This is a genomic window from Mesorhizobium sp. M6A.T.Ce.TU.016.01.1.1 (assembly GCF_003997065.1).
In the GTDB taxonomy this organism is placed as follows: domain Bacteria; phylum Pseudomonadota; class Alphaproteobacteria; order Rhizobiales; family Rhizobiaceae; genus Mesorhizobium; species Mesorhizobium mediterraneum.
Genome location: NZ_RZTJ01000007.1, coordinates 16,202 through 40,220 on the forward strand (window position 1 = coordinate 16,202; position 24,019 = coordinate 40,220).

A 24,019-nucleotide genomic window follows, 5' to 3' on the forward strand; every position below is an offset into this window, starting at 1 on the left:
TGCTGCGGTGAACCATGTCCGATGCTCCCAAGACCTCAGGCATGACCCGGTTGCGGAATTATTTCCTGACAGGCTTTGTCGTCTGCGCGCCGCTGGCGATCACCGCCTACATTGCCTGGTCCTTCATCGGCTGGGTCGATTCCTGGGTGAAACCCTACATTCCGGCGCGCTACAACCCCGATAGCTATCTGCCGGCTCCGGTTCCGGGATTCGGGCTGATCGTCGCCCTGATCCTGATCACCCTAATCGGTTTCCTGACCGCCAATATCGTCGGCCGCGCCATCGTCTTGTTCGGCGAGCGGCTGCTCGGCCGCATGCCGCTGGTGCGCGGCGTCTACGGCTCGCTGAAGCAGATCTTCGAGACCGTGCTGTCGAACAAGGGAAACATGTTCCGCCAGGTCGGGCTGGTCGAATACCCGCGCAAGGGCGTCTGGTCGCTGGTCTTCGTCGCCAGCGAGAAGGAAACCGAGATCAACGAGAAGCTCGACCAGGAAGGCAACCCGCTGATCGCGGTGTTCATGCCGTGCACACCCAACCCGACCACCGGTTTCCTGATGTATGTGCCGAAATCCGATGTCGTGCTGCTCGACATGACGATCGAGGACGGCGCCAAGCTGATCGTCTCGGCCGGGCTGGTGGCGCCGGAGGTCAAGACGAAAATGGTGACTCTGAACGGCAAGCCGATCGGCGTTCAGATCGCCAATCCACCGGCGGGTGCTGGGCCTCAGCCGGCGCGCAAGAGCCGCACCGCCTCGTCGCGGCCGAACAAATAGAGCAGCATGCGAAGGGCGGCGCCGCGTTCGGATTGCAGCTCGGGATCGCGCGACAGGATCAGCCGTGCGTCGTCGCGGGCGGCTTCGAGCAGGTCGGCATGCGCCTCGATGCGCGCCACCTGGAAACCCGGCGTGCCCGACTGGCGGGTGCCCAGCAACTCGCCTTCGCCACGCAGCTTCAGATCCTCCTCGGCGATGCGGAAGCCGTCCTCGGTCTCGCGCATCACCGACAGTCGGCGCGTTGCCGTCTCGCCGAGCGGATCCTTGTAGAGCAGCACGCAGGAGGACGGTTTTTCGCCGCGCCCGACCCGGCCGCGCAACTGGTGCAACTGGGCGAGGCCGAAGCGCTCGGCATGCTCGATGACCATGATCGTGGCATCCGGCACATCGACGCCGACCTCGATGACCGTGGTGGCGATCAGGATGCGTGTCTCGCCGGCCTTGAAGGCGCGCATCGCCTCGTCCTTGTCGGCGCCCTTCATGCGCCCGTGCACCAGGCCGATCCAGTCGCCAAACAGCGGCTTTAGCGAGGCAAAACGGTCCTCCGCCGACATCAGCTTGATCTCTTCGGATTCCTCGACCAGCGGACAGATCCAGTAGATCTTCTGGCCGTCGGCGACGGCGTCGCGCATGCGGCCGACCAGTTCGTCGAGCCGTTCGAGCGGCAGGGTGACGGTGCGGATCGGCTGGCGCCCGGCCGGCTTTTCGGTGAGCTTCGAAACATCCATGTCGCCGAAGGCGGTCAGCACCAGCGTGCGTGGGATCGGCGTCGCCGTCATCACCAGCATGTCGGGCGCGTCGCCCTTGGCGGTGATGGCAAGCCGCTGATGGACGCCAAAACGGTGCTGTTCGTCGATGACAGCGAAGACGAGGTCGTGGAACGTTACCGTTTCCTGGAACAGGGCGTGGGTGCCGACGACGATGTCGATCTCGCCACTGGCCAGGCCGGCCAGCGTCTCGGTGCGCTCGCGGCCCTTTTCGCGGCCGGTGAGGATGGCAACGCGCAGGCCCGCCTGTTCTGCCAACGGTGCAATCGTCGCAAGATGCTGGCGCGCCAGGATTTCGGTTGGCGCCATCAATGCCGCCTGGCCGCCTGCCTCGACGGCGCGCCCCATGGCGAGCAGCGCGACAACCGTCTTGCCGGAGCCGACATCGCCCTGCAGCAGGCGCAGCATGCGTTCGGGATCACCGAGATCGGCGTTGATTTCGGCAAGCGCCATTTCCTGCGAGGTGGTCAGCGAATAGGGAAGGGCGGCGCGCAGCTTTTCGACGATGCGGCCGTCACCGACCAATGGTCGTCCGGACAAGCGGCGGACTTTTGCCCGCACCAGTGCCAGCGACACCTGGCCTGCCAGAAACTCGTCATAGGCGAGACGCCGCCAGGCTGCGCCGTCGATGGACACGTCGATCGGGTCGGCGGGGTTGTGGATGCGGGCGAGCGCATCGCCGAAGGCAGGAAAGGTCTGGCGGCGCAGAAACTCGCCGTCCTGCCATTCCGGCAGCACCGGCAAGCGAGCGAGCGCCTGGCCGATTGCCCGGCGCAGCACTTTTCCCGAGAGCCCGGCGGTGAGCGGATAGACCGGCTCGACCAGCGGCAGGTTTTCCGCTTCGCTGGCCAGCGCGATGTGGTCGGGATGAACCATGGTCGGGCGGCCGTTGAACCATTCCATGCGGCCGGAAACCACGACCTGCTCGCCATCGGGCATCGCTTTTTCCAGATAGGCGGCATGCGCATGGAAGAAGGTCAGCGCGATCTCGCCGGTGTCGTCATGGGCGTAGACCCGGTACGGCACCGATCTGTTGCCGCGCGGCGGCGGCTGGTGGCGGTCGATGCGCACTTCGAGGGTGACGATCGCGCCTTCAGCCGAGCCGGCGATACCCGGCCGGTTGCGGCGGTCGATCACCGTGTGGGGCAGCACGAACAGAAGATCCCCGGCGCGCGCCGCACGATCGCCGAGATCGGCCGGCACGATTTTCTCGATCAGCGCGCCGACCTTCGGCCCGACGCCGGCAAGCGAGGTGATCGGGACAAACAGCGGATCGAGGAGGGAAGGGCGCATGATGTCAGCTTATGTCGCGACGGCCGCAGCGCAAGGCTGACACCGCCCTCTATCCACGCTATATGCGCCGCTTCAGGCAAGGAAGCAGGACAATGACCGGAACGAGACGATCAAGCGAGGGGCTCGACGCCCGCCGCCGCAAGCTTCTGTTTCGCTCTTGGCATCGCGGCATGCGCGAGATGGACCTCATTCTCGGCAGTTTCGCAGACGCGGAGATCGGCGTCTTGACCGGCGACGAACTCGACCAATATGAAAGGCTCCTCGACGTTCCCGATACCGAATTCCTGCCCGTGATCACCGGCGAGCGCCCGGTTCCCGCAAATTTCGACTGTGCCGTCCTGCAAAAGATCCTGGCGTCGCGCCAGGCGATGACATTCTGAATACGTGATTTCATGAGCTTGATCCCCACCATCGGCCTGCCGAAAGGCCGCGCCGGCCAGTTCATCGTCGACGGTGTCGCCGATGGTTACGAAGCCTTTGCGCTGGTGCAGGCCGCGCACGAGATAGCGCCCGACAAGCCGGTGCTGTTCGTGGCGCGCGACGGCCAGCGCCTGCCTTCGATCATCGAGGCGCTTTCATTCGCAGCGCCAGGGCTGCCCGTGCTCGAGCTGCCGGCCTGGGATTGTCTGCCTTACGACCGCGTCTCGCCCGGAGCGGATGCTGCCGCGCGGCGTCTGGACGCGCTCACCGCGATGATCGCGCTGGTGAAAAAACCGCACCGCGCCGTCATCCTGACCACCGCCAATGCGCTGCTGCAGCGCATTCCGCCGGCAAGCCTCGTCGAGGCACAGACATTTCACGCAAAACCCGGCAACCAGATTGACATGAATGGGCTGGTGTCGCGGCTGGAGATATCAGGCTTCGAGCGGGTGCCTACAGTGCGCGGCGTTGGCGAGTTTGCCGTGCGCGGCGGCATTCTGGACCTGTTCGCACCGGGCTGGACGGAAGCGCTGCGCCTCGATTTCTTCGGCGACACGCTGGAATCGATCCGCGTCTTCGACGCCGCCACGCAGCGCACCATCGGCCAACGCAAGTCGATGGCGCTGCAGGCGATGAGTGAAGTGGCGCTGACGCCGGAGACCATCAGCCGTTTCCGCCGCAGCTACATCGAAGCCTTTGGCGCGCCCTCGCGCGACGATGGGCTCTATGCGGCGGTCAGCGAGGGACGGCGTTTCGCCGGCATGGAGCACTGGCTGCCGTTCTTCTACGAGCGGCTGGAGACGGTGTTCGACTATCTGCCGGACACGCCTGTTGTGTTCGACCATCTGGCGCATGAGGCGCTGACTGAGCGCCATGCGCTGATCCTCGACCATTACGAGGCGCGCAGGAAGCAGGCCGACGGCGCACTGAAGGATGCCGTGCCCTATAAGCCGGTGCCGCCCGACCTGCTTTATTTGTCGCCCGAAAACCTCATCGCCTCGCTTGGCCCGCGCGAAGCGATCGACTTCACGCCGTTCGATGCGCCCGACGCCGGCGCGAGGAAAATCTTCCATGCCGGCTCGCGGCATGGCCGCAGCTTCGTCGAGGAACGCGCCGACCCCAACGTCAACGTCTTCGACGTCGTCGTAAAACACATTGCCGATGAGCGGGCCGCCCGCCGCCGCGTCGTCATCGCCGGCTGGACCGAAGGTTCGCTTGACCGGCTTGGCCAGATCCTGGCTGAACATCATCTCGGCAATCTCAAGCCGGTCGCCACGCTGGCCGAGGCGGAAAAGCTCGAGACGGGGCAGGCGGCACTTGCCGTGCTGCCGCTCGAATCCGGCTTCGAGACCGAGAAACTGGTCGTCGTCGCCGAGCAGGACATTCTGGGCGACCGGCTGATCCGCCGCTCGAAGCGCAAGAAGCGTCCTTCCGACTTCATCGCCGAGGCCTCGGCGTTGTCCTCCGGCGATATCGTCGTCCATACCGACCACGGCATTGGCCGCTTCATCGGGCTGCGCACCATCGAGGCGGTTGGTGCGCCGCATGATTGCCTCGAGATCCATTATGCCGGCGACGACCGACTGTTCCTGCCGGTGGAGAACATCGAGCTTCTGTCGCGCTATGGCTCGGATTCGGCCGAAGCGACGTTGGACAAGCTTGGCGGCGGCGCCTGGCAGTCGCGCAAGGCGCGGCTGAAGAAACGCCTGCTCGACATGGCCGGACAGTTGATCCGCATTGCCGCCGAGCGGCAGATGCGCGCCGCTCCTTCGCTGGTGCCGGCAGATGGTCTCTATGGCGAATTCTCCGCGCGTTTCCCCTACGAGGAAACCGACGACCAGCAGACGGCGATCGATTCGGTCATGGGCGATCTGGGCGCGGGAAAGCCGATGGACCGGCTGATCTGCGGCGACGTTGGCTTCGGCAAGACCGAAGTCGCCCTTCGTGCCGCCTTCATCGCGGCGATGGAAGGGTTTCAGGTCGCGGTGGTGGTGCCCACGACGCTGTTGTCACGCCAGCATTTCAAGACCTTTTCGCAGCGCTTTTCCGGCCTGCCGATCCGCGTCGCCCAGGCATCGCGGCTGGTTGGAGCCAAGGATCTGGCCGAGGCCAAGAAGGGTATCGCCGAAGGCACGGTCGACATCGTCGTCGGCACCCATGCGCTGCTCGGCTCGTCGATCTCGTTCAAGAATCTCGGCCTCCTAATCATTGACGAGGAGCAGCATTTTGGCGTCAAGCACAAGGAACGGCTGAAGGATTTGAAGAGCGACGTGCATGTGCTGACGCTGTCGGCGACGCCGATCCCGCGCACGCTGCAACTGGCATTGACCGGCGTGCGCGAACTATCGCTGATCGCCACACCGCCGGTCGATCGCCTGGCGGTGCGCACCTTCATCTCGCCCTTCGACCCGCTGGTCATCCGCGAGACCCTGCTCAGGGAACGCTACCGAGGTGGTCATTCCTTTTATGTCGTGCCGCGCATCAGCGATTTGGCGGAAATCCATGATTTCCTTCGGGAATCGGTGCCCGAGCTGAAAGTGGCTGTCGCTCACGGCCAGATGCCGCCCGGCGAGCTCGACGACATCATGAACGCCTTCTACGACGGCCAGTACGATGTGTTGCTGTCGACAACCATTGTCGAATCCGGCCTCGATATCCCGACCGCCAACACGCTGATCGTGCATCGCGCCGACATGTTCGGCCTGTCGCAGCTCTACCAGTTGCGCGGCCGCGTCGGCCGCTCGAAGGTGCGCGCCTATGCGCTGTTCACGCTGCCGGCCAATCGCAAGCTGACCGACACCGCCGAGCGCCGGCTGAAGGTGCTGCAGTCGCTCGACACGCTGGGCGCCGGCTTCCAGCTCGCCAGTCACGATCTCGATATCAGAGGCGCCGGCAATCTTCTCGGCGAAGAGCAATCCGGCCACATCAAGGAGGTCGGCTTCGAGCTTTACCAGCAGATGCTGGAAGAAGCGGTCGCCGAGGTGAAGGATTCCGGCGAGGTGCAGGATAGCGGCTGGTCGCCACAGATCGCCGTCGGCGCAGCGGTGATGATCCCGGAAAGCTATGTTCCGGATCTGCAGCTGCGGCTGGCGCTCTATCGCCGCCTCGGCGATCTCGAAAACACCGAGGAGATCGATGCTTTCGGCGCCGAGCTGATCGACCGCTTCGGCCCGTTGCCGGAGGAGGTGAAGCATCTCTTGAAGATCGTTTTTATCAAGGCGCTCTGCCGCAAGGCCAATGTCGAAAAGCTCGATGCCGGGCCAAAGGGGGTCGTCATACATTTCCGCAAGCGCGAGTTTTCCAATCCTGTCGGGCTGGTCACGTTCATCGGCGAGCAGGGCTCGCTGGCCAAGATCCGGCCGGATCACAGCGTCGTCTTCAGCCGCGACTGGTCTACGCCTGAAAAGCGGCTGGCGGGGTCCGCCGTCGTCATGACGCAGCTGGCAAGATTGGCGGAGAAGGTGGCTTAACACGGCGTCGGCTTGAGCCTTTCGCCGCAAACATTCCGACGCTTTTTCGCCGCGGCCGCCATTCGCCACACGTCCAAATCCGGTCTAGAATAGGAAATCGGCTTCGTGTATGGAGCCGCGATCCCCATTTTGGGGGCGAAATGGCGGGCGATAGCACCCGCTGGAAAGAGCGTTGGGTGCAACGATGACGAAATGGTCGCCGAATTCGTGGAGAGCAAAGCCGATCCAGCAGATTCCTGCCTATCCGGATCTTGCCAATCTGAGGAACACGGAAGCCCAGCTCGCCACCTTCCCGCCGCTGGTTTTTGCAGGTGAGGCACGCAAGCTGAAGAAGCAGCTTGCGACCGTCGCTGCCGGTGACGCATTCCTTCTGCAGGGCGGCGATTGCGCCGAGAGTTTTGCCGAGCATGGCGCGGACAACATCCGCGACTTCTTCCGCGTCTTCCTGCAGATGTCCGTGGTGCTGACTTTCGCCGGCGCGCAGCCGGTGGTGAAGGTCGGTCGTGTCGCTGGCCAGTTCGCCAAGCCGCGCTCGTCCGACAACGAGACCAAGGGTGGCGTGACGCTGCCCAGCTATCGCGGCGACATCATCAACGGCATCGAGTTCGACGCCAAGTCGCGCATTCCCGATCCTGCGCGCCAGGAGATGGCCTACCGCCAGTCGGCGGCGACGCTCAACCTGTTGCGCGCCTTCGCCCAGGGCGGCTACGCCAGCCTGGAAAATGTGCATCAATGGATGCTGGGCTTCGTGTCCGACAGCCCTCAGGGCGAGAAATACGAGTCGCTCGCCAACCGCATCACCGAGACGATGGACTTCATGAAGGCTGTCGGCATCACCTCGGAGACCAATTACGCGCTGCGCGAGACCGATTTCTACACCAGCCACGAAGCGCTGCTGCTCGGCTACGAGGAGGCGCTGACCCGCGTCGATTCGACGTCAGGCGATTGGTACGCCACTTCCGGACACATGATCTGGATCGGCGATCGCACGCGCCAGCCCGACCATGCCCATGTCGAATACTGCCGTGGCATCAAGAACCCGCTGGGCCTGAAATGCGGCCCGTCGCTGACGCCGGACGGCCTGTTGCAGCTCATCGACCTGCTCAATCCGGAGAACGAGCCCGGCCGGCTGACGCTGATCGCGCGCTTCGGCTCCGACAAGGTCGCCGACCACCTGCCGAAGCTGCTGCGCGCGGTAAAAAAAGAAGGCCGCAGCGTGGTGTGGTCGTCGGACCCGATGCATGGCAACACCATCGAGGCCGCCGGCTACAAAACGCGGCCGTTCGACCGCATCCTGAAGGAAGTGCAGACCTTCTTCGAGGTGCATCGCGCCGAAGGCACGCATCCGGGCGGCATCCATATCGAGATGACCGGCAAGAACGTCACCGAATGCACCGGTGGCGCCCGCGCCATCACCGCCGAAGAGCTGCAGGATCGCTACCACACCCATTGCGACCCGCGCCTCAACGCCGACCAGGCCATCGAGCTGGCATTCCTGGTCTCGGATCTGCTCAAAAAGAGCCACCCGGTCCAGCACAAGCAGGCCGTCAACGGCTGATTTCAGCGGCGTCGAAATTCACGATCAACGAAGCGCCGGAGAAATCCGGCGCTCCCTGATTCAGCCGGCGGGTCTCGTTGTGCCGGTCCCGCGAAGTTCCGCATTGAATTCCAGGCGCCTTGCGATAAACTGATTGCGAAATGCAATTGGTTATGCACCTTGCGCGAGGAACAGAACGGAGGCGCCGATGGCCCAAACCGGTCAGCGCCCGCGCTCCCAACCGCTTTGTACAAACCGTGCTGTGCGGAACATGCCCGCCGAATGTCGCATTTGCTTGGGCACAGTCGCTGCAAAACTGGAATCCTGACAACGATGCCGATGCCATGGATGGCGATTTCGTTGGAGGCCGAGATGGATGACAATCACAGCGGATCATGCCTGTGCGGAGCCGTGCGCTTCAGGACGCGGGGTCCGCTGCGCGGTGTCGTCTATTGCCATTGTTCACAGTGCCGGAAGCAGACCGGGCATTTCGTTGCCGCAACCGCTGCCAAGGACGCCGACATCGATATCGAAGGGAAGGATGCGCTCGCCTGGTATGGTGCTTCCGATGTGGCCAAGCGCGGGTTCTGCAGGACCTGCGGCTCGCTGCTGTTCTGGAAGCATGGCGAACTGGACTCAATTTCGATCATGGCCGGCTCCTTCGACAGGCCATCCGGCCTTTCCGGCCAAAGCCATATCTTTGTCGGCGACAAGGGAGATTATTATTCGATCGACGATACGCTGCCGCAGTTCGAAAGGTCGGCCCCGTCGATCAAGGTCGCCGACGAATGATTTTTGCAGCAATCGCCTTATTCCCTTGATCCGGCCGTTGCGCTATCCCCTGCCGGTGATTCGGAAAAGGTTTGGCATGCAGCGGCTGATCGATGCTTTCTTCAATTCAGTGCGGGCGTTTCGCAAATTGGCTTCCAGCGAAAAAGCCTTCCAGCAGGAGCTGATGCTGCTCGTGCTGGCGCTGCCGCTCGGCTGGTTTGTTTCAGTGTCGTGGCGCGGCTATGCGCTGCTGATCGGCGCGGTGCTGCTTCTGATCATGGTCGAAGTGCTGAACACCGGCATCGAGGCGGCATGCGATGCATTCAGCCGGGAATTCAACGTCGATATCCAGCTCGCCAAGGACTGCGGCTCGCTGGCGGTGCTGATTTCGGTGGTGATCGTTGCCGGCGTCTGGGGCATCGCCATCATCGAGCGAATCTTGGGGTTACCGATCTAGTAGTTCAGCTCTTATATGACGGTTACCAAAGGAGACCGTCATGGGTGAAGGTGCCGATTTTCTTCTGCTCGAGCGAGCAGGCCTGCCGGACGATCTGCGCTGGCTGGCCGAAAAATACCCGCGCGAGGTCTGGCACGCACATTCCAACATTCACGGCATCGCCACTATGTGGCTGCAGCGGCACGACATGTTCCGCGAACTCGGCGGCATGCTGACCAACGGTATCGGCGACTATCGCGAGGGCAGGCTGACGGCGCCGGAGTTCGCGCGCTGGTTCGCGCCGCGCCTCAACCATTTTCTCGGCCATCTCGACGGCCACCACAATGTCGAGGTCCATCATTATTTTCCGGTCTTCGCCAAGGCGGAGACAAGGCTGAAACGCGGCTTCGAGATTCTCGATGCCGATCATCACACGATCCATGAGGGGCTGGAGCGCAATGCCGAGACGGCGAACGCCTTCATCCGCACGCTTCAGGACAGCGAGGACAAGCAGCGCTTCGCCGCCGATGCCTATGCCGACGAGAACAGCCGGCTGATCGCGATGCTGACCCGGCACCTTGCCGATGAGGAAGATTTGATCATTCCGCTGATCCTCGATCGTGGCCGCGCGCTCGGTATCGACTGATCCTTACATTTCCTTGGCGCGCTCCTTGCCGGCAACTTGGTGGGCAACGAACCAGGCAAGGACGGCCACGCCCAGGCCAATCGCCAGGGCGATCAGCAATCGCTCGTGACGGGCCAGCGCCTGGCCGACGATGCGCTCGGCGCCCAATCCGAAAACATAGCCGAGGGCGGCGAACAATGCGGCCCAGATGATTGATGAAATGGCGTTGAGGATGACAAAGCGCGCCACGCCAATGCCGGACAATCCGGCGGCGATGCCGCCGACCAGGCGCAGGCCATAGATAAAGCGGTTCGACAGCACGAAAATGTCGGGATGGCTGGAGACGAGACGATAGGCGTGACTGAAGCCTGGCCGACCCCTCAATTTAATCACGAGCGGATGGTCGGCGAAGCTTCGGCCGAGGGTGAAAAAGAAAATGTCGCCGACAAAGGCGCCGATGGCAGCCGCGAGAAAGGCCTGCCACAGGACGAAGACATGCTGATGCGCGAAAAAACCGCCAAGGAGGGCGGCACTTTCGCCCTCGGCGATACAGCCCAGAAAGACGGCAATCAGCCCATATTGCTCGATGAGATTATGGATGGCATCCGTCATGGACGCGTCCGCTGCTTCGACAGAATCTCGTCGATCCGCTTCACCTGTTCGGCCAGCTGCGCGATCTCGTCGCGCATGCCGACGATCTGGCTGTGGCGCAGTTCGTCCAGCTTTTCATGCAGCGCCATGATCTCGATCTCGGCCTTGAGATTGACCTCGTAGTCGTGCGCGGCATCGATACGATCGCGCTCGGTCTGGCGGTTCTGCGCCATCATGATCACCGGCGCCTGCAGGGCCGCGACCATGGAAAGCACGAGGTTGAGGAAGATGAAGGGATAGGGATCAAAGGCGTCGCGCGTCAAAAGCCAGACATTGCCTGCCGTCCACAGGATCAGGAAGGCAATGAATGTCAGGATGAAGGACCACGAGCCGCCGATCCGGGCGATGGTGTCGGCGAGGCGGTCGCCAAACGTCTGGTGAAAGGCGACAGCCTTGTTGGTATCCTTGGAGATCGTGGTGCGCTCGATCGTTGATTGCAGCACCCGGTTTTCAGGTGCGCTGAGGCCGTCCGGCTTTCGCTTCAGCCAACGGTTCGCCAGTTCCTCGATCGTCTTGTTCATCGTCGCCTCCGTCGTCAGCGATAGAGGTAGAGGCTACTGGTTCGCACGGGAAGTGGTAGATTGACGCGATAAGGTGAGGAAACAATGATGGATTTTCAGAAAATCCGCGCCCGCGCGGCCAAACGCAAGGGCGGGGAAGCGGCGCTGGCATCGCTGCTGGGGCCTATGCCCGACAATGCCGCGGTGGCTGACGTTGCCGACGACGGCATCCTCTCGATCATGGCCGAGCGTGTTTTCGCGGCCGGATTCGTTTGGCGCGTCATCGAGCAGAAATGGCCTGGTTTCGAAGAAGCGTTCCTGCGCTTCGAGCCGAAGCGGCTGCTGTTCCAGCCCGATGATTTCTGGCACGAGCTGACGGCCGATCAACGCATCGTGCGCAACCCGCAGAAGATCAAATCCGTTCGTGACAACGCGGCCTTTGTCGACCGGGTGTCGAAGGAGCATGGCGGCTTCGGCAAATTCCTCGCCGATTGGCCGGCGGATGATCAGATCGGGCTGATGGCCTATCTCGGCAAGCATGGCAGCCGGCTCGGCGGCCACACCGGCCAGTATTTTCTGAGATGGCTGGACTGGGACGCCTTCATCGTCTCGGCCGACATGGCGGCGGCGCTGCGCGACGCCGGCCTGGACATCGCCGAAAGCCCGACCTCGAAGAGGGATCTCGACAAGATCCAGAACCAGATCAATGCCTGGGCGGCGCAAACCGGGCTGCCGCGCCGGCATATTTCGCGCATTCTGGCGATGTCGATCGGCGAGAACCACTCGCCGGAGGCACTGGGCGAATATATGGGCGAATAGGACACGATCGATATGTCGATCGGTTTGACACGAATGACATATGTCACTCTGTCAGTGGTCCAAATGAACGCCATTGCCCGGCGAATTCTGTCGCGCTAAGTCAGCAGGCATGACCGACAACACCGCTTCCGAGATATTGCGCATCGCCGTCGCCCAGCTCAATCCGACGGTTGGCGACGTCGCCGGCAATCTCGCCAAGGCGCGCGAGGCGAGGGCGGATGCCGCTCGCCAGGGCGCAGACCTCGTGCTGTTCACCGAGCTTTTCCTCGCCGGCTATCCACCCGAGGACCTGGTGCTGAAGCCTGCATTCCTGAAGGCCTGCGAACGAGCGGCGAAGGATTTTTCTGGCGATACCGCCGATGGCGGGCCGGGCGTCATCATCGGCACGCCGCTGAAGCGCAAGAGCGGCACGCACAATTCGATCATCGTTGCCGATGGCGGCAAGATCCTTGCCGAGCGCTACAAGCTCGATCTGCCGAACTACGGCGAATTCGACGAGAAGCGCGTCTTCCAGGCTGGCCCTGAAATCCAGGGACCGGTCAATTTCCGCGGCGTGCGCCTGGGGATTCCGATCTGCGAAGACATATGGGGCGATGTCGGCATCTGCGAGACGCTGGCCGAAAGCGGTGCGGAAATCCTGCTGGTGCCGAATGGCTCGCCCTATTATCGCGGCAAGGTCGACGTTCGCCACCAGATCGTCATTCGCCAGGTCATCGAATGCGGATTGCCGATCATCTATGCCAACCAGCTTGGCGGCCAGGACGAGCTGATCTTCGACGGCGCGTCGTTTGCCATCGGCGCCGACAAGACGCTCGCCTTCCAGATGAGCCAGTTCGAGGAGACGGTCAACGTCACCACCTGGAAGCGAAACCGCTCCGCCGCAGGTGTGCAAAGTGGAAATCATTCCGAGGGCTGGATCTGCTCCGAAGGGCCGATGTCGAAAATCCCGGAGAAGGAGGAGGCCGATTACCGCGCCTGCATGCTGGGCCTGCGCGACTACGTCAACAAAAACGGCTTCAAGAACGTGGTGCTCGGGCTTTCCGGCGGGATCGATTCGGCGATCTGCGCCGCACTTGCCGTCGATGCGCTCGGCGAGGAACGGCTGCGCGCCGTGATGATGCCTTACCGCTACACTTCGAAGGACTCGCTCAAGGACGCTGAAGATTGCGCCCGTGCGCTTGGGTGCCGCTACAATATCGTGCCGATCTTCGAGCCGGTCGAGGGATTCCTGCATACGCTGACGCAGCTTTTCGAGGGCACCAAGGAAGGCATCACCGAGGAAAACCTGCAGAGCCGCGCGCGCGGCACCATTTTGATGGCGATCTCCAACAAGTTCGGCTCGATGGTGGTCACCACCGGCAACAAGAGCGAGATGTCGGTTGGCTACGCCACGCTCTACGGCGATATGAATGGCGGCTTCAACCCGATCAAGGACCTCTACAAGATGCAGGTCTATGCGCTGTCGCGCTGGCGCAATACGCACGTGCCGCCTGGCGCGCTAGGCCCTTCCGGCGAGGTGATCCCGAACAATATCATCGACAAGGCGCCGTCGGCGGAACTGCGCGAGAACCAGACGGATCAGGATTCGCTGCCGCCCTATCCGGTGCTGGACGACATCTTGGAGTGTCTGGTCGAGAACGAGATGGGTGTCGACGAGATCGTTGCCCGCGGCCACGACCGGGCGACGGTGACGCGCGTCGAGCACCTGCTCTACATCGCGGAATATAAGCGCCGGCAGGCAGCGCCCGGCGTGAAGATCACCAAGAAGAATTTCGGCCGCGACCGCCGTTATCCCATCACCAACCGGTTCAGGGATGGCGGATAGGCGCCGTTTCTCGCCCCTGTGAAATGGCTGGGGCCGGATGCTCAATGGGATAGCCATGCCTGATTGTGAAATCAGCTTCGACGTGTCGCGGATTGACTTCCGGGCGACCTCCGACCTGTTGATGGCAAGCTATTGGGGCAGCGGGCGCAGCGACGAACTTCACCGCCGCGCCTTTGCCAACTCGCTTTGCGTTGGTGCTTATGCCGACGGTAAGCAGATCGGCTTTGGCCGGGCGATCACCGACCGCACGGTGTTTGCCTATCTGGCCGATATCATCATCTGGCCGGAATATCGCGGGCGAGGCATCGGCACGCGGCTTGTCCAGGCGCTTATCGATCATCCGGATTGCAAGACAGTCACCCATTGGAGCCTGTCGACGAATGATGCCCATGCGGTCTACGAGAAGCTTGGTTTCAGGCCGTCCACCGATGGCCGCTATATGCGTCTCGACCGCATTTCGACCGCCTGAACGAGGAAATTGCACAACCCGCGATTGTTGCAAAAACGTCTCACTGGTTGGACCAGATGCGCTTTCGGTCGCTCGCTGGCTTGGCGTGGCGGTGAGGCATCTCTATAAACGCCTTTCCGCGATTCCTACGCATCGGCCCGAAAATCGGCATCGATTTTCGGAAAGCACGATGCGCAGATTCAAAGTTAGAGCGTACTTTGTGCGTCCGAATGGACGCATGTCGCTCTAACGGGAGGACCGAATGGCAGGATTTGACATCGTTATGCGAGGCCGCGAAGCCTAGGTCTCAGAAGGCGCGCCAGAAGGTTTTCACCTTCACGCCCAAGCCCATCTGACATCAGGCGTTCGTCGATGCCGGTCGCCGCCCGTCTTCGGGCGAGCCGCCAAATATGCCGAACCTCCGCATTCCCGGGCGCTAATTCGCCCAACGCGGGTTTTTTCAATTTTCGACCTTACCGGGACCGGGCTCGCTTGCGCCCGAATGACATCATGGCTCGTTTTCAGATAGATTTGCGCGCGGGCGCCTTTCGCAGCGTCCTTGGCTTCACGCTTAGCCATTGGCGGCGCCAGCCGTGGCGGCTTACGCTCATCATGGGCACGTTCCTGCTGTCGACCTTGGCCGACGTGCTGACGCCGCTCTATTCGGGCCGGCTGGTCGACGCCGTTGCCAGCAGCGCTGCGGCCGACGATGTCGCGTGGAATGCGGCGATGGCGGCGTTTTCCATGCTGGTGGCTCTGGCGCTCACCGGTGTCGTGCTGCGCAACCTCGCCTTCATGGCCATCGTGGAGCTGACCCTGAAGATGATGGCGGATATCGCCGCCGACGCCTTCCACCGCGTCCAGCGCTTCTCCACCGACTGGCATGCCAACAGCTTCGCCGGGTCGACCGTGCGCAAGATAACGCGCGGCATGTGGGCGCTCGATCTGCTCAACGACACGATCCTGATCGCGCTGCTGCCGTCCGTCGTCATGCTTGTCGGCTCGACGCTGCTGCTCGGCTGGTTCTGGCCGCTGATGGGTGCCGTAGTCGCTGCAGGCTCGGTGCTGTTCATCGCGGTGACGGCGCTGCTGTCGCTTGGCTATGTCGCGCCTGCGGCAAGGCTTGCCAACGCATGGGACACGCGCCTTGGCGGCTCGCTGGCCGATGCGGTGAGCTGCAATGCGGTGGTCAAGGGCTTTGGCGCCGAGGAACGTGAGGAAACGCGCCTTGCCAAGGTGGTTGCCAGATGGCGCGCTCGCACGCGCCGCACCTGGGTGCGCGGCACCGTCAACGGCACCACGCAAGGGGCGATGCTGCTGCTTCTGAGAACCGCGGTGATCGGATTTTCGCTGCTTTTGTGGGCGTGGGGGCAGGCGAGCGCCGGCGATGTCACCTTCGTGCTGACCTCGTTCTTCGTGCTGCAAGGCTATTTGCGCGACATCGGCACGCATATCCGCAATTTGCAGCGCTCGATCAACGACATGGAGGAACTGGTCGACTTCCAGTCCGAGCCGCTCGGCATCGAGGATGTGCCCGGCGCCAAGCCGATCCGCATCACCGACGGCCGCATCAGCTTCGACGATGTCACCTTCCACTATGGCAGCCACCGCCTGCCGCTCTATCGCGACTTTTCGGTGGACATCGCGCCTGGCGAGCGCGTCGGGCTGGTCGGCCATTCGGGCTCGGGCAAGACGACCTTCGTCAAGCTGATCCAGCGCCTTTACGACGTGAACGCGGGAAGCATCCTGATCGACGGCCAGGATATTGCCGGGGTGGCGCAGGCGTCGCTGCGCGGGCAGATCGCCATCGTCCAGCAGGAGCCCATCCTGTTCCACCGGTCGCTGGCCGAAAACATCGCCTATGCCCGGCCGAGCGCCACGCAAGCCGAGATCGAGCACGCCGCGCGGCTGGCCAGCGCGCACGACTTCATCGTCGATCTGCCCAAAGGCTATGGCACGCTGGTCGGCGAGCGCGGCGTGAAACTATCGGGCGGCGAGCGCCAGCGCGTGGCGATCGCGCGCGCTTTCCTCGCCGATGCGCGGATCCTCATCCTGGACGAGGCGACGTCGAGCCTCGATTCGGAATCGGAGGTGCTGATCCAACAGGCGATGGAGCGCTTGATGGTCGGCCGCACGACGCTGGTCATCGCGCACCGGCTTTCAACGGTGCGGGCGCTGGACAGGCTTCTGGTGTTCGATCGCGGCCGCATCGTCGAAGAGGGTTCGCATGACCAGTTGATCCGGCTGCAGGGTGGCATCTACCGCCGGCTGTTCGAGCGCCAGGCGCTCGAATTGACGAAGGGGCTGGTGATCTGACGGGTTACAGCGCCGCGCGCGTGTTAATGGACGCGCGGCGCTGCCGCCTTTTCATCGCCTTCGTCATGTTCTATGTCTGCCGCCAGGCGCGGGGGCGTGTCTTGTCAATACGAAAACCATCCGGTACGCCCCGCCCATGACAGTCACCGTCCGTTTCGCCCCATCACCGACCGGCCGCATTCATATCGGCAATGCGCGCACCGCGCTGTTCAACTGGCTGTTCGCCATGAACAACAAGGGCCGCTTCATCCAGCGTTTCGACGACACCGACGTCGCGCGCTCGACGCAGGAATTCTCCGACGCCATCCTCTACGACCTGCATTGGCTGGGCATCTTTCCGGACGCCACGGAATACCAGTCACGGCGCTTCGAGATCTACGATGCGATGGTGGAGAAATTGAAGGCGGCGCGCCTTCTCTATGCCTGCTACGAAACCCCGGAAGAGCTCGATCTCAGGCGCAAGGTGCGCCGCACGCGCGGCCTGCCGCCGGTCTATGGTCGGGAGGCGCTGACGCTGACGCCTGAGCAGGTCGCCGAATACCAGGCAGATGGCCGCCGGCCGCACTGGCGCTTTCTCCTGCCCAATTTCACCAGTGATCCCTTAGCGCCGGAGCGCACCGAAATCCACTGGAACGATCTGGTGCGCGGCGAGGAAACCGTCGATCTTGCCTCGCTTTCCGATCCGGTTCTGCTGCGCGAGGACGGCACCTATCTCTACACTTTGCCTTCGGTAGTCGACGACATCGAGATGGGCGTCAGCCACGTGATCCGCGGCGACGACCACGTCACCAATACCGGCGTGCAAATCGCCCTGTTCCAGGCGCTTGGTGCCGAGCCGCCGGTGTTCGGCCACCATAATCTCTTGACCACCGCATCGGGCGAGGGCCTGTCGAAGCGGAGCGGCGCGCTCTCGATCGAGAGCCTGCGCGAGACCGGCATCGAGCCGATGGCCGTCGCCTCGCTGGCCGTGCTTGTCGGCACCTCGGAAAATGTCGTGGCGGTGCCTGACATGGCCGAGCTTGCCCGGCGCTTCGATCCGGCCGCGACGTCGAAATCTGCCGCCAAGTTCGATCCGGACGAGCTCTTCGTGCTCAATCGCACACTGCTGCACCATATGCCGTTTTCCGAGGCGCGTGACCGACTGATCGTGCTCGGCATCTCCGGCGAACAGGCCGAGCCCTTCTGGCTGGCGGTGCGCGGCAATCTCGATAGGCTGGCCGATGCAGCGATCTGGTGGCGCACACTTCGCGACGGCCCGCAGGAGCAGCCGGACTTTTCCGATATCGACCGCGATTTCCTTCGCCAGGCGTTCGATCTTTTGCCGGAAGATCCCTGGAACGGGTCGGTCTGGAAGGAGTGGACGGGCAGGATCAGGGAAGCGACCGGCCGCAAGGGCAAGGCGCTGTTCATGCCGCTCAGGCTGGCGCTTACTGGACAGCCTTCAGGGCCGGAGCTTGCAGACCTGTTGCCGCTGCTGGGTCGGGAAGGAACGCTGGCCCGACGGCCCTGACCTTGCGCCGTTCCGGCGGCAGCAAGGTCGTCGGCGAGGGTTTGACGGCGAGGCGCTTGATGGCTTCGCGATCGAGCCCGCCTTCGACATTGGCCAAAGTCTCCGGGTCGGCGCCTGGATCGGGTCTGGCGGCAGGCACCGGAACGGACGGCGTGGTCTCCACGTCGGCCTCGGACTGCTCCGGGCTTGGCGGATTGCCGGCGATGATCTCGAAATTCCGCGAGGCGTTGCAGCCGCAGGCCGACGGCCGCGATGTTTCGGGCTGCTTGTAGAGATAGGCGGTCGGCAGTTCGCTGTAGGGCCTGCCGGTTATCGAGGACGTCATCGAGGCCGAATCGTCGCCAATGCCGCGCGTATAGAACACCTGCATCTCGGTGCCGGGGCAGCTCGAATCGCAGTTCTTCTGGTCGCGCTCGAAATCGCCCAGCGAGGCGGCGTTCGACATCGGGAAGAAATAGCCGTCGCAGGTGCGCACGCACATTGTGCGGAATTCGCCGCCAAGACGTGGCAGGTCCATGCCGTCTGGCCGATTGATCATGGCGCGGATACCGCGTTGTTCATCGGGATCGCTCGGCTCATCCAGCGCATCGGGCTGACTTCTGGCGTCGCCCAAAAGCCGATCGAGCAGATTTCCTTTGCCGTTTTCACGGTTCGCTTCGGGGACAGGCACACGCTTCGAAGGCACGGCGCTATCATGACAGCCATTGGCGTCGAGCGAGGCCAGTATGCGTGCTCGATCACGTCGCGAGCCGCCGCCGGCGAGCTGCGCGCGCTTGACCTGCAGGGCATCGAGATTGGCGTTCATGCGGTCGAGCGTGGCCTCGAGTGCAGCGCATGTGTTGCGATTGCGGCCGACCAGCGAAAAGCCGCAGCCGGCGCTGTCGAACTGGCGGCTTGCCTTTGAAATCTGCTCGCGCTGCCGCACGATCGCGTCGTCGTACTTCCTGAGCAGGGCCGGCTTGCCACCGCCGCCACGCGCAGCGGCCGCGAGATCGGTCTCCAACTGGCGGCAAACACGGGAGGCGGCATGCGGCTCGGTGACGGCAAAGCTTGATAACGTCAAGGCACCGAGCAGTACGGCGGCACGCGTCAGATTCCACCCTCCGCCCGTCATTCGCCGTGAACTCCGTTTAACAGGCCGTCGCGAAAGCTACCGCTTTGCGGTTGTATATTTAGCTTACCGCGAAAGCCCGCTTTAGCCCAGATTTACGACCGCCTGCGCCTTGTGGGCGGCTTCGACCACGGCGAGTGCCGTCATATTGACGACGCCGCGCGACGTCACCGACGGTGTCAATATATGCGCCGGTCTGTCGGTACCGAGCAGGATCGGCCCGACATGCAGCGCGTCCATCATCGTGCGCAGCGCGGTAAGCGTGATGTTCGCCGAATCGAGATTGGGGAACACCAGCAGATTGGCTTCGCCCTTCAGCCGCGAATGCGGATAGACGCGCTGGCGCAGCTCCTCCGACAGAGCCGAATCGGCATGCATCTCGCCGTCGCATTGCAGGTCGGGCGCGATGCGCGCCAGGATCGCCGCTGCCTGCCGCATCTTGAGCGCGCTCGGCGAATCGCGCGAGCCGAAATCCGAATGCGACAGCAGGGCGGCCTTGGGCTCGATGCCGAAGCGCTGGATTTCTTCCGCCGCCAGCACCGTCATCTCGGCGATTTCCTCGGCCGTCGGATCGACGGTGACATGGGTGTCGGTGAGGAAAATGATGCCGCGCTGCGAGATCAGCATGGAAAGCGTCGACAGGTCGTGATCCCTGATACCGGCGCGCGGGCCAATGATCAGGGTGACATTGCGCAGATGCCGCTCGAAACGTCCTTCCAGGCCGCAGACCATGGCGTCGGCGTCGCCACGCTTGAGGGCAAGTGCTGCGATCACCGTGTTGTCGGTGCGCACCATGGTGCGCGCGGCTTCCGTCGTCACGCCGCGCCGGCCGGCGAGCTCGATCAAAAGGTCGACATAGTGGCGATAACGCGGATCGTCCTCGGGATTGATCAGGCCGAAGTCGACGCCCGGCTTGATGCGCAGCCCGTAGCGTTTCAGCCTGACCTCGATGACATGCGGGCGGCCGATCAGGATTGGCTCGGCGATGCCTTCTTCCAGCACCACTTGCGCGGCTCGCAGCACGCGCTCGTCCTCGCCGTCGGCATAGATGACGCGCTTGGCGTTCGACGTCTTGGCCATCGTGAACACCGGCTTCATGACCAGGCCGGAGCGGAAGACGAAGCGATTCAGCGTGTCGATGTAGACCGTCATGTCGGTGATCGGCCGTGTGGCGACGCCGGTGTCGCAGGCGGCCTTGGCCACCGCCGGCGCGATGCGCAGGATCAGCCGCGGATCGAAGGGCGAGGGGATCAGGAAATCGGGCCCGAAGATCGGCGTTTCGCCGGAATAGGCGCGGGCGGCGACATCGGACGGCTCTTCGCGGGCAAGGGCTGCGATCGCCCGCACCGCGGCCATCTTCATCTCTTCGTTGATGGCGCTGGCGCCGCAGTCCAGCGCGCCACGGAATATATAAGGAAAGCAGAGTACGTTGTTGACTTGATTGGGGAAATCGGAGCGGCCGGTGCAGATCATCGCATCGGGTCGTGCAGCTCGTGCCACTTCCGGCATGATCTCGGGATTGGGGTTGGCCAGCGCCAGGATCAGCGGCTTTGGCGCCATATGCTGGAGCAGTTCCGGTTTCAGCACGCCGGCGGCCGAAAGACCGAGGAACACGTCGGCGCCCGGCAGCACATCGGCCAGCGTGCGCGCCTCGGTATCTTTCACGTAGGGGTCCTTCCAACGGTCCATCTCGTCGACGCGACCCTTGTAAGCGACGCCGAAACGGTCGGTGACCCAGATGTTCTCGACGCGCGCGCCGAGCAAAACCAGCAAGTTGAGGCAGGCAAGGGCAGCTGCCCCGGCGCCGGAGGTGACGATCTTGATGTCTGAGATCGTCTTGCCGGCGAACTCCAGCCCGTTGAGCACGGCGGCGGCGACGATGATCGCGGTGCCGTGCTGGTCGTCATGGAAGACCGGTATGGCCATGCGGGCCTTCAGCCGTTCCTCGACCTCGAAGCATTCGGGCGCCTTTATGTCCTCGAGGTTGATGCCGCCGAAGGTCGGCTCCAACGCCGAGATCGTCTCGACCATGCGCTCGATGTCAGGCGCGTCGATCTCGATGTCGAAGACGTCGATGCCGGCGAACTTCTTGAACAGCACCGCCTTGCCTTCCATCACCGGCTTGGAGGCGAGCGGGCCGATATTGCCAAGACCGAGCACGGCCGAACCATTGGAGACGACGCCGACCAGATTGGCTCGCGCCGTGTAGTCAGCGGCGGTTGCTGGATTGTCGCGGATTTCCAAACAGGGCGCCGCGACGCCGGGCGAATAGGCAAGCGCCAGGTCGCGCTGGTTGCCGAGCGGCTTGGTTGCCTGGATTTCAAGCTTTCCAGGCCTTGGATGCTTGTGAAAATAGAGGGCGGCTTCGTCGAGGTCCGACCGGGCTGCTTTTTTGCTTTCGCCTTCCATACGGGCCTCCCTGCGATCCTGCCTTGACGCCCTTTTAGCATGCAGCGTTGGTTTTTCACGATGCCAAATGACGCAACCGCCAATTAGGCGGAAGAATCATCAAAAACTCATCTATGTCAGATTGTTGCAATGAAATTCTCACCTGCCGTGTCGCGGCCGGCGCGGCTGTCATCGAGCGCCTCGCGCGGCCGGGTGGTCCGGTCAAGTCGCGTCTGGACGACCATCAAGAAGTCTCCAGACGCTATCGACAATGGTCGGCCGTGGCCGCCGTTTCGCAATCACGGCAAGTGGCCACGCTGGCAGCGATACGCCGGTGATCGGTGCATAGCGGACGCCCCGAAACATAAGGCGCTGTGTCGATCGTGGCAGCAGGGCCGCGCCCAAGCCGGCGGACACGAGCGAGAGCATGGTTAGTGCCCGCGTTGCCTCCTGGACGATCCGCACGTCGAGGCCAGCCTTGGTGAACGTGTCCATGATGCGGGCATGGAGCGCCGGGCCTTGTGCAGCCGGAAACATGATGAGCCCATGGTGGGCAATGTCCGCCAGCGTCACCCCGTGTGTCTGCCGGTCATCTGGCAGAACGGCGACGAGATCTTCAGCAGGATAGTCATGGATGTCGAGACGTTCGTCGGTCCCGAGCGGTGGATGCACGAAACCGACGTCGATCTCACTGCGCGACAACGCCGCAATCTGCTCATTGGTGGACGCCTCGATGAGCTTTGGACGGATGTCCGGATATTTCTCGCGAAGCCGAGACAGGAGATGCGGCAGATGCTCGTAGAGAGCCGCCGAAACGAAGCCGACCCTGATCTCGCCAGCTTCGCCGTCATGCGCTGCGCGGGCGATGTGAAGCGCCGAATCGGCGTGCCGCACGGATGCCCGAGCCTCGTCTACGAAGGCCGAGCCTGCGCGCGTCAGGGTTAGGCGGCGGTTGGCTCGCTCGAACAGCTTGACGCCGAGCTCCTTCTCCAGACGCCCGATCGATTGACTAAGCGGAGGCTGCGCCATGGCCAGCCGCAGGGCTGCACGCCCCATATGCAATTCCTCCGCAACAGCGAGGAAATGTCGCAAATGCCGAAGTTCCATATCTTGATGATATCAAAAATCATTGAACACGTCATCGATAGGATATCGAATAGCTGACAGTCTTTCCGGAACGCAATTGCGACCGGAGATATCATGATGTCCCACTTTACCGTCCTCCCCCTCGTGCTCACAGCAGCCATGATGGCCGCCGCTCCAGCATCGGCAGGAGAGCCGGATCTCGTCCGGGTCGACAGGTTCGTCGAACTTCGGACGGGCGAGCGCCTCTTCGTCCGGGAGGTGCGCCGTCCTGGCGCAGCGTCCGAAGCCAACTCCGCCGTCCTCCTCATCCATGGCGCACGCGTGCCCGGCGTTGCGTCCTTCGATCTGCCCGTTGCGGGCGGATCGCTTGCCGCCGACCTCGCGGCTGACGGGCATCTTGTCTATGTCCTGGATATTCGCGGCTACGGCGCATCGAGCCGCCCTGCGGCCATGAACAGGCCGCCCGACCAGTCCGCTCCTCTGATCCGCACCGAAGACGTCGTGGCGGATATTTCCGCAACGGTCGACGCCATCGCCAAATGGAGCGACGTTTCAAGGGTCAGCCTCGTCGGCTGGGCCACCGGCGGGCATTGGGCCGGCGCCTATGCCAGCCGGTTTCCGCAGACGGTTGATCGGCTCGTCCTCTACAACACCCTGTATGGAGGCTCAGACCGGCATCCCACCCTTGGTACCGGCTCGCCGCTTGAAAATCCCGACCGGCCTGGGACGTTTAGTATCCAATCGTTCGGCGGTTATCGGCTGAATACACGTGCGACCCTATTCAACGCCTGGGACGACAGCATCCCGGTCGCGGACAAGGCTCAGTGGCGCGATCCCGCGGTGACGGCAGCCTATGGTGATGCGGCACTCGCCTCCGACGAGACGGCGTCGACGCGCCAGCCGCCGAGTTTCCGGTCACCGAGCGGCGCCATGGCCGACAGCTTCGAACTGGCATTCGATCGCCGGCAATGGTCTGCCGCGGCACTCACCATGCCAGTGCTCATCATCCGCTCCGGACGGGATTTCTGGAGCCGGCCGGAGGATGCGAAGACAATCGTAGACGAAGCACCAAAAGCGGAACGTCTGGACATCCCGGAAGCCACCCACTTCGTCCATCTCGACCGCGAGGCCGCAGGGCGCGGTGTGTTCCTCGACGCTGTGAAGCGGTTTCTCGGTCGCCCGGAGGGATGAACCATGAAGGGTCGTTTATGTGTCCTGCGGGCGCAGCAGCCGCACCAACAGTGTCATACTGGCCGCTCCCCGCGCCGCGCGA

The 24,019-nt window shown here is 63.1% G+C and carries 19 protein-coding genes; 13 read left to right on the forward strand and 6 right to left on the reverse strand.

What is annotated here, in order from left to right; genetic code table 11:
• The first annotated feature begins 14 nt into the window (after positions 1-14).
• Entirely contained in the window at positions 15-773 is a 759-nt protein-coding gene (locus EOC94_RS15280) for a DUF502 domain-containing protein (RefSeq protein ID WP_127291539.1), read from the forward strand.
• On the opposite strand, the gene recG is transcribed toward EOC94_RS15280, so the two are convergent.
• Positions 725-2,833 (reverse strand): ATP-dependent DNA helicase RecG, encoded by a 2,109-nt coding sequence (gene recG / locus EOC94_RS15285; protein WP_127291541.1) that lies wholly within the window; start codon positions 2,831-2,833, stop codon positions 725-727. The two genes, EOC94_RS15280 and recG, sit on opposite strands and share 49 nt — an antisense overlap.
• A 92-nt stretch (positions 2,834-2,925) precedes the next feature.
• On the opposite strand from recG, the gene EOC94_RS15290 reads away from it, so the two are divergent.
• The 6 genes from EOC94_RS15290 (at position 2,926) to EOC94_RS15315 (ending at position 10,113) form a co-directional block, all read left to right on the forward strand.
• Positions 2,926-3,213 carry a succinate dehydrogenase assembly factor 2 gene (locus EOC94_RS15290; RefSeq protein WP_095485581.1) on the forward strand — a complete coding sequence of 96 codons (288 nt, stop codon included), beginning with the start codon at positions 2,926-2,928 and terminating at the stop codon, positions 3,211-3,213.
• Between the two features lie 12 nt (positions 3,214-3,225).
• A complete protein-coding gene (gene mfd / locus EOC94_RS15295; protein ID WP_127291544.1) occupies positions 3,226-6,723 on the forward strand; it encodes a transcription-repair coupling factor in 3,498 nt (1,165 codons plus the stop codon).
• A gap of 184 nt (positions 6,724-6,907) precedes the next feature.
• A complete protein-coding gene (locus tag EOC94_RS15300; protein ID WP_127291546.1) occupies positions 6,908-8,281 on the forward strand; it encodes a 3-deoxy-7-phosphoheptulonate synthase class II in 1,374 nt (457 codons plus the stop codon).
• 351 nt (positions 8,282-8,632) lie between these two features.
• Positions 8,633-9,052, forward strand: a complete 420-nt coding sequence (locus tag EOC94_RS15305) for a GFA family protein (protein ID WP_127291549.1) — start codon at positions 8,633-8,635, stop codon at positions 9,050-9,052.
• 76 nt (positions 9,053-9,128) lie between these two features.
• Positions 9,129-9,488, forward strand: a complete 360-nt coding sequence (locus EOC94_RS15310; protein WP_029352991.1) for a diacylglycerol kinase — start codon at positions 9,129-9,131, stop codon at positions 9,486-9,488.
• 40 nt (positions 9,489-9,528) lie between these two features.
• Positions 9,529-10,113 carry a hemerythrin domain-containing protein gene (locus EOC94_RS15315; protein ID WP_127291551.1) on the forward strand — a complete coding sequence of 195 codons (585 nt, stop codon included), beginning with the start codon at positions 9,529-9,531 and terminating at the stop codon, positions 10,111-10,113.
• A gap of 3 nt (positions 10,114-10,116) precedes the next feature.
• Here the strand turns inward: EOC94_RS15315 and EOC94_RS15320 are convergent, their stop codons facing one another.
• Both EOC94_RS15320 and EOC94_RS15325 read right to left on the reverse strand, forming a co-directional pair.
• Positions 10,117-10,704 (reverse strand): DedA family protein, encoded by a 588-nt coding sequence (locus EOC94_RS15320; protein WP_127291554.1) that lies wholly within the window; start codon positions 10,702-10,704, stop codon positions 10,117-10,119.
• A complete protein-coding gene (locus EOC94_RS15325) occupies positions 10,701-11,264 on the reverse strand; it encodes a DUF1003 domain-containing protein (RefSeq protein WP_127291556.1) in 564 nt (187 codons plus the stop codon). The genes EOC94_RS15320 and EOC94_RS15325 overlap by 4 nt, the downstream gene beginning before the upstream one ends.
• Positions 11,265-11,348: 84 nt before the next feature.
• On the opposite strand from EOC94_RS15325, the gene EOC94_RS15330 reads away from it, so the two are divergent.
• The 5 genes from EOC94_RS15330 (at position 11,349) to gltX (ending at position 18,161) form a co-directional block, all read left to right on the forward strand.
• Positions 11,349-12,062: a DNA-3-methyladenine glycosylase I gene (locus tag EOC94_RS15330; protein ID WP_127291559.1), complete on the forward strand. Its 714-nt coding sequence runs from the start codon at positions 11,349-11,351 to the stop codon at positions 12,060-12,062.
• A gap of 109 nt (positions 12,063-12,171) precedes the next feature.
• Entirely contained in the window at positions 12,172-13,887 is a 1,716-nt protein-coding gene (locus EOC94_RS15335; RefSeq protein ID WP_127291563.1) for an NAD+ synthase, read from the forward strand.
• Positions 13,888-13,942: 55 nt separating this feature from the next.
• Entirely contained in the window at positions 13,943-14,356 is a 414-nt protein-coding gene (locus tag EOC94_RS15340) for a GNAT family N-acetyltransferase (protein ID WP_127204152.1), read from the forward strand.
• A 489-nt stretch (positions 14,357-14,845) separates the two neighbouring features.
• The gene (locus EOC94_RS15345) at positions 14,846-16,651 is read left to right on the forward strand and encodes an ABC transporter ATP-binding protein (RefSeq protein WP_126106407.1); all 1,806 of its coding nucleotides are present in this window, start codon (positions 14,846-14,848) and stop codon (positions 16,649-16,651) included.
• Between the two features lie 136 nt (positions 16,652-16,787).
• A complete protein-coding gene (gltX, locus tag EOC94_RS15350; RefSeq protein WP_127291566.1) occupies positions 16,788-18,161 on the forward strand; it encodes a glutamate--tRNA ligase in 1,374 nt (457 codons plus the stop codon).
• Here the strand turns inward: gltX and EOC94_RS15355 are convergent.
• The 3 genes from EOC94_RS15355 to EOC94_RS15365 all read right to left on the reverse strand — a co-directional run bounded on the left by EOC94_RS15355 (position 18,079) and on the right by EOC94_RS15365 (position 22,716).
• Positions 18,079-19,275 carry a DUF2865 domain-containing protein gene (locus EOC94_RS15355; RefSeq protein WP_127291569.1) on the reverse strand — a complete coding sequence of 399 codons (1,197 nt, stop codon included), beginning with the start codon at positions 19,273-19,275 and terminating at the stop codon, positions 18,079-18,081. The two genes, gltX and EOC94_RS15355, sit on opposite strands and share 83 nt — an antisense overlap.
• Before the next feature lie 81 nt (positions 19,276-19,356).
• Entirely contained in the window at positions 19,357-21,681 is a 2,325-nt protein-coding gene (locus EOC94_RS15360) for an NADP-dependent malic enzyme (protein ID WP_126106410.1), read from the reverse strand.
• Between the two features lie 201 nt (positions 21,682-21,882).
• The gene (locus tag EOC94_RS15365) at positions 21,883-22,716 is read right to left on the reverse strand and encodes a LysR family transcriptional regulator (protein WP_245465574.1); all 834 of its coding nucleotides are present in this window, start codon (positions 22,714-22,716) and stop codon (positions 21,883-21,885) included.
• A gap of 147 nt (positions 22,717-22,863) precedes the next feature.
• Between EOC94_RS15365 and EOC94_RS15370 the strand changes: the two genes are divergently transcribed.
• Positions 22,864-23,937, forward strand: coding sequence for an alpha/beta fold hydrolase (locus EOC94_RS15370; RefSeq protein ID WP_127291797.1), 1,074 nt, complete (start codon positions 22,864-22,866; stop codon positions 23,935-23,937).
• The last annotated feature ends 82 nt before the right edge of the window (positions 23,938-24,019 follow it).

Excerpts from the sequence above, each read along its gene's own strand:
- EOC94_RS15280 (WP_127291539.1), top strand. The coding sequence starts at position 15 with ATGTCCGATGCTCCCAAGACCTCAGGCATGACCCGGTTGCGGAATTAT.
- recG (WP_127291541.1), bottom strand. The coding sequence starts at position 2,833 with ATGCGCCCTTCCCTCCTCGATCCGCTGTTTGTCCCGATCACCTCGCTT.
- EOC94_RS15290 (WP_095485581.1), top strand. The coding sequence starts at position 2,926 with ATGACCGGAACGAGACGATCAAGCGAGGGGCTCGACGCCCGCCGCCGC.
- mfd (WP_127291544.1), top strand. The coding sequence starts at position 3,226 with ATGAGCTTGATCCCCACCATCGGCCTGCCGAAAGGCCGCGCCGGCCAG.
- EOC94_RS15300 (WP_127291546.1), top strand. The coding sequence starts at position 6,908 with ATGACGAAATGGTCGCCGAATTCGTGGAGAGCAAAGCCGATCCAGCAG.
- EOC94_RS15305 (WP_127291549.1), top strand. The coding sequence starts at position 8,633 with ATGGATGACAATCACAGCGGATCATGCCTGTGCGGAGCCGTGCGCTTC.
- EOC94_RS15310 (WP_029352991.1), top strand. The coding sequence starts at position 9,129 with ATGCAGCGGCTGATCGATGCTTTCTTCAATTCAGTGCGGGCGTTTCGC.
- EOC94_RS15315 (WP_127291551.1), top strand. The coding sequence starts at position 9,529 with ATGGGTGAAGGTGCCGATTTTCTTCTGCTCGAGCGAGCAGGCCTGCCG.
- EOC94_RS15320 (WP_127291554.1), bottom strand. The coding sequence starts at position 10,704 with ATGACGGATGCCATCCATAATCTCATCGAGCAATATGGGCTGATTGCC.
- EOC94_RS15325 (WP_127291556.1), bottom strand. The coding sequence starts at position 11,264 with ATGAACAAGACGATCGAGGAACTGGCGAACCGTTGGCTGAAGCGAAAG.
- EOC94_RS15330 (WP_127291559.1), top strand. The coding sequence starts at position 11,349 with ATGATGGATTTTCAGAAAATCCGCGCCCGCGCGGCCAAACGCAAGGGC.
- EOC94_RS15335 (WP_127291563.1), top strand. The coding sequence starts at position 12,172 with ATGACCGACAACACCGCTTCCGAGATATTGCGCATCGCCGTCGCCCAG.
- EOC94_RS15340 (WP_127204152.1), top strand. The coding sequence starts at position 13,943 with ATGCCTGATTGTGAAATCAGCTTCGACGTGTCGCGGATTGACTTCCGG.
- EOC94_RS15345 (WP_126106407.1), top strand. The coding sequence starts at position 14,846 with ATGGCTCGTTTTCAGATAGATTTGCGCGCGGGCGCCTTTCGCAGCGTC.
- gltX (WP_127291566.1), top strand. The coding sequence starts at position 16,788 with ATGACAGTCACCGTCCGTTTCGCCCCATCACCGACCGGCCGCATTCAT.
- EOC94_RS15355 (WP_127291569.1), bottom strand. The coding sequence starts at position 19,275 with ATGACGGGCGGAGGGTGGAATCTGACGCGTGCCGCCGTACTGCTCGGT.
- EOC94_RS15360 (WP_126106410.1), bottom strand. The coding sequence starts at position 21,681 with ATGGAAGGCGAAAGCAAAAAAGCAGCCCGGTCGGACCTCGACGAAGCC.
- EOC94_RS15365 (WP_245465574.1), bottom strand. The coding sequence starts at position 22,716 with ATGGGGCGTGCAGCCCTGCGGCTGGCCATGGCGCAGCCTCCGCTTAGT.
- EOC94_RS15370 (WP_127291797.1), top strand. The coding sequence starts at position 22,864 with ATGTCCCACTTTACCGTCCTCCCCCTCGTGCTCACAGCAGCCATGATG.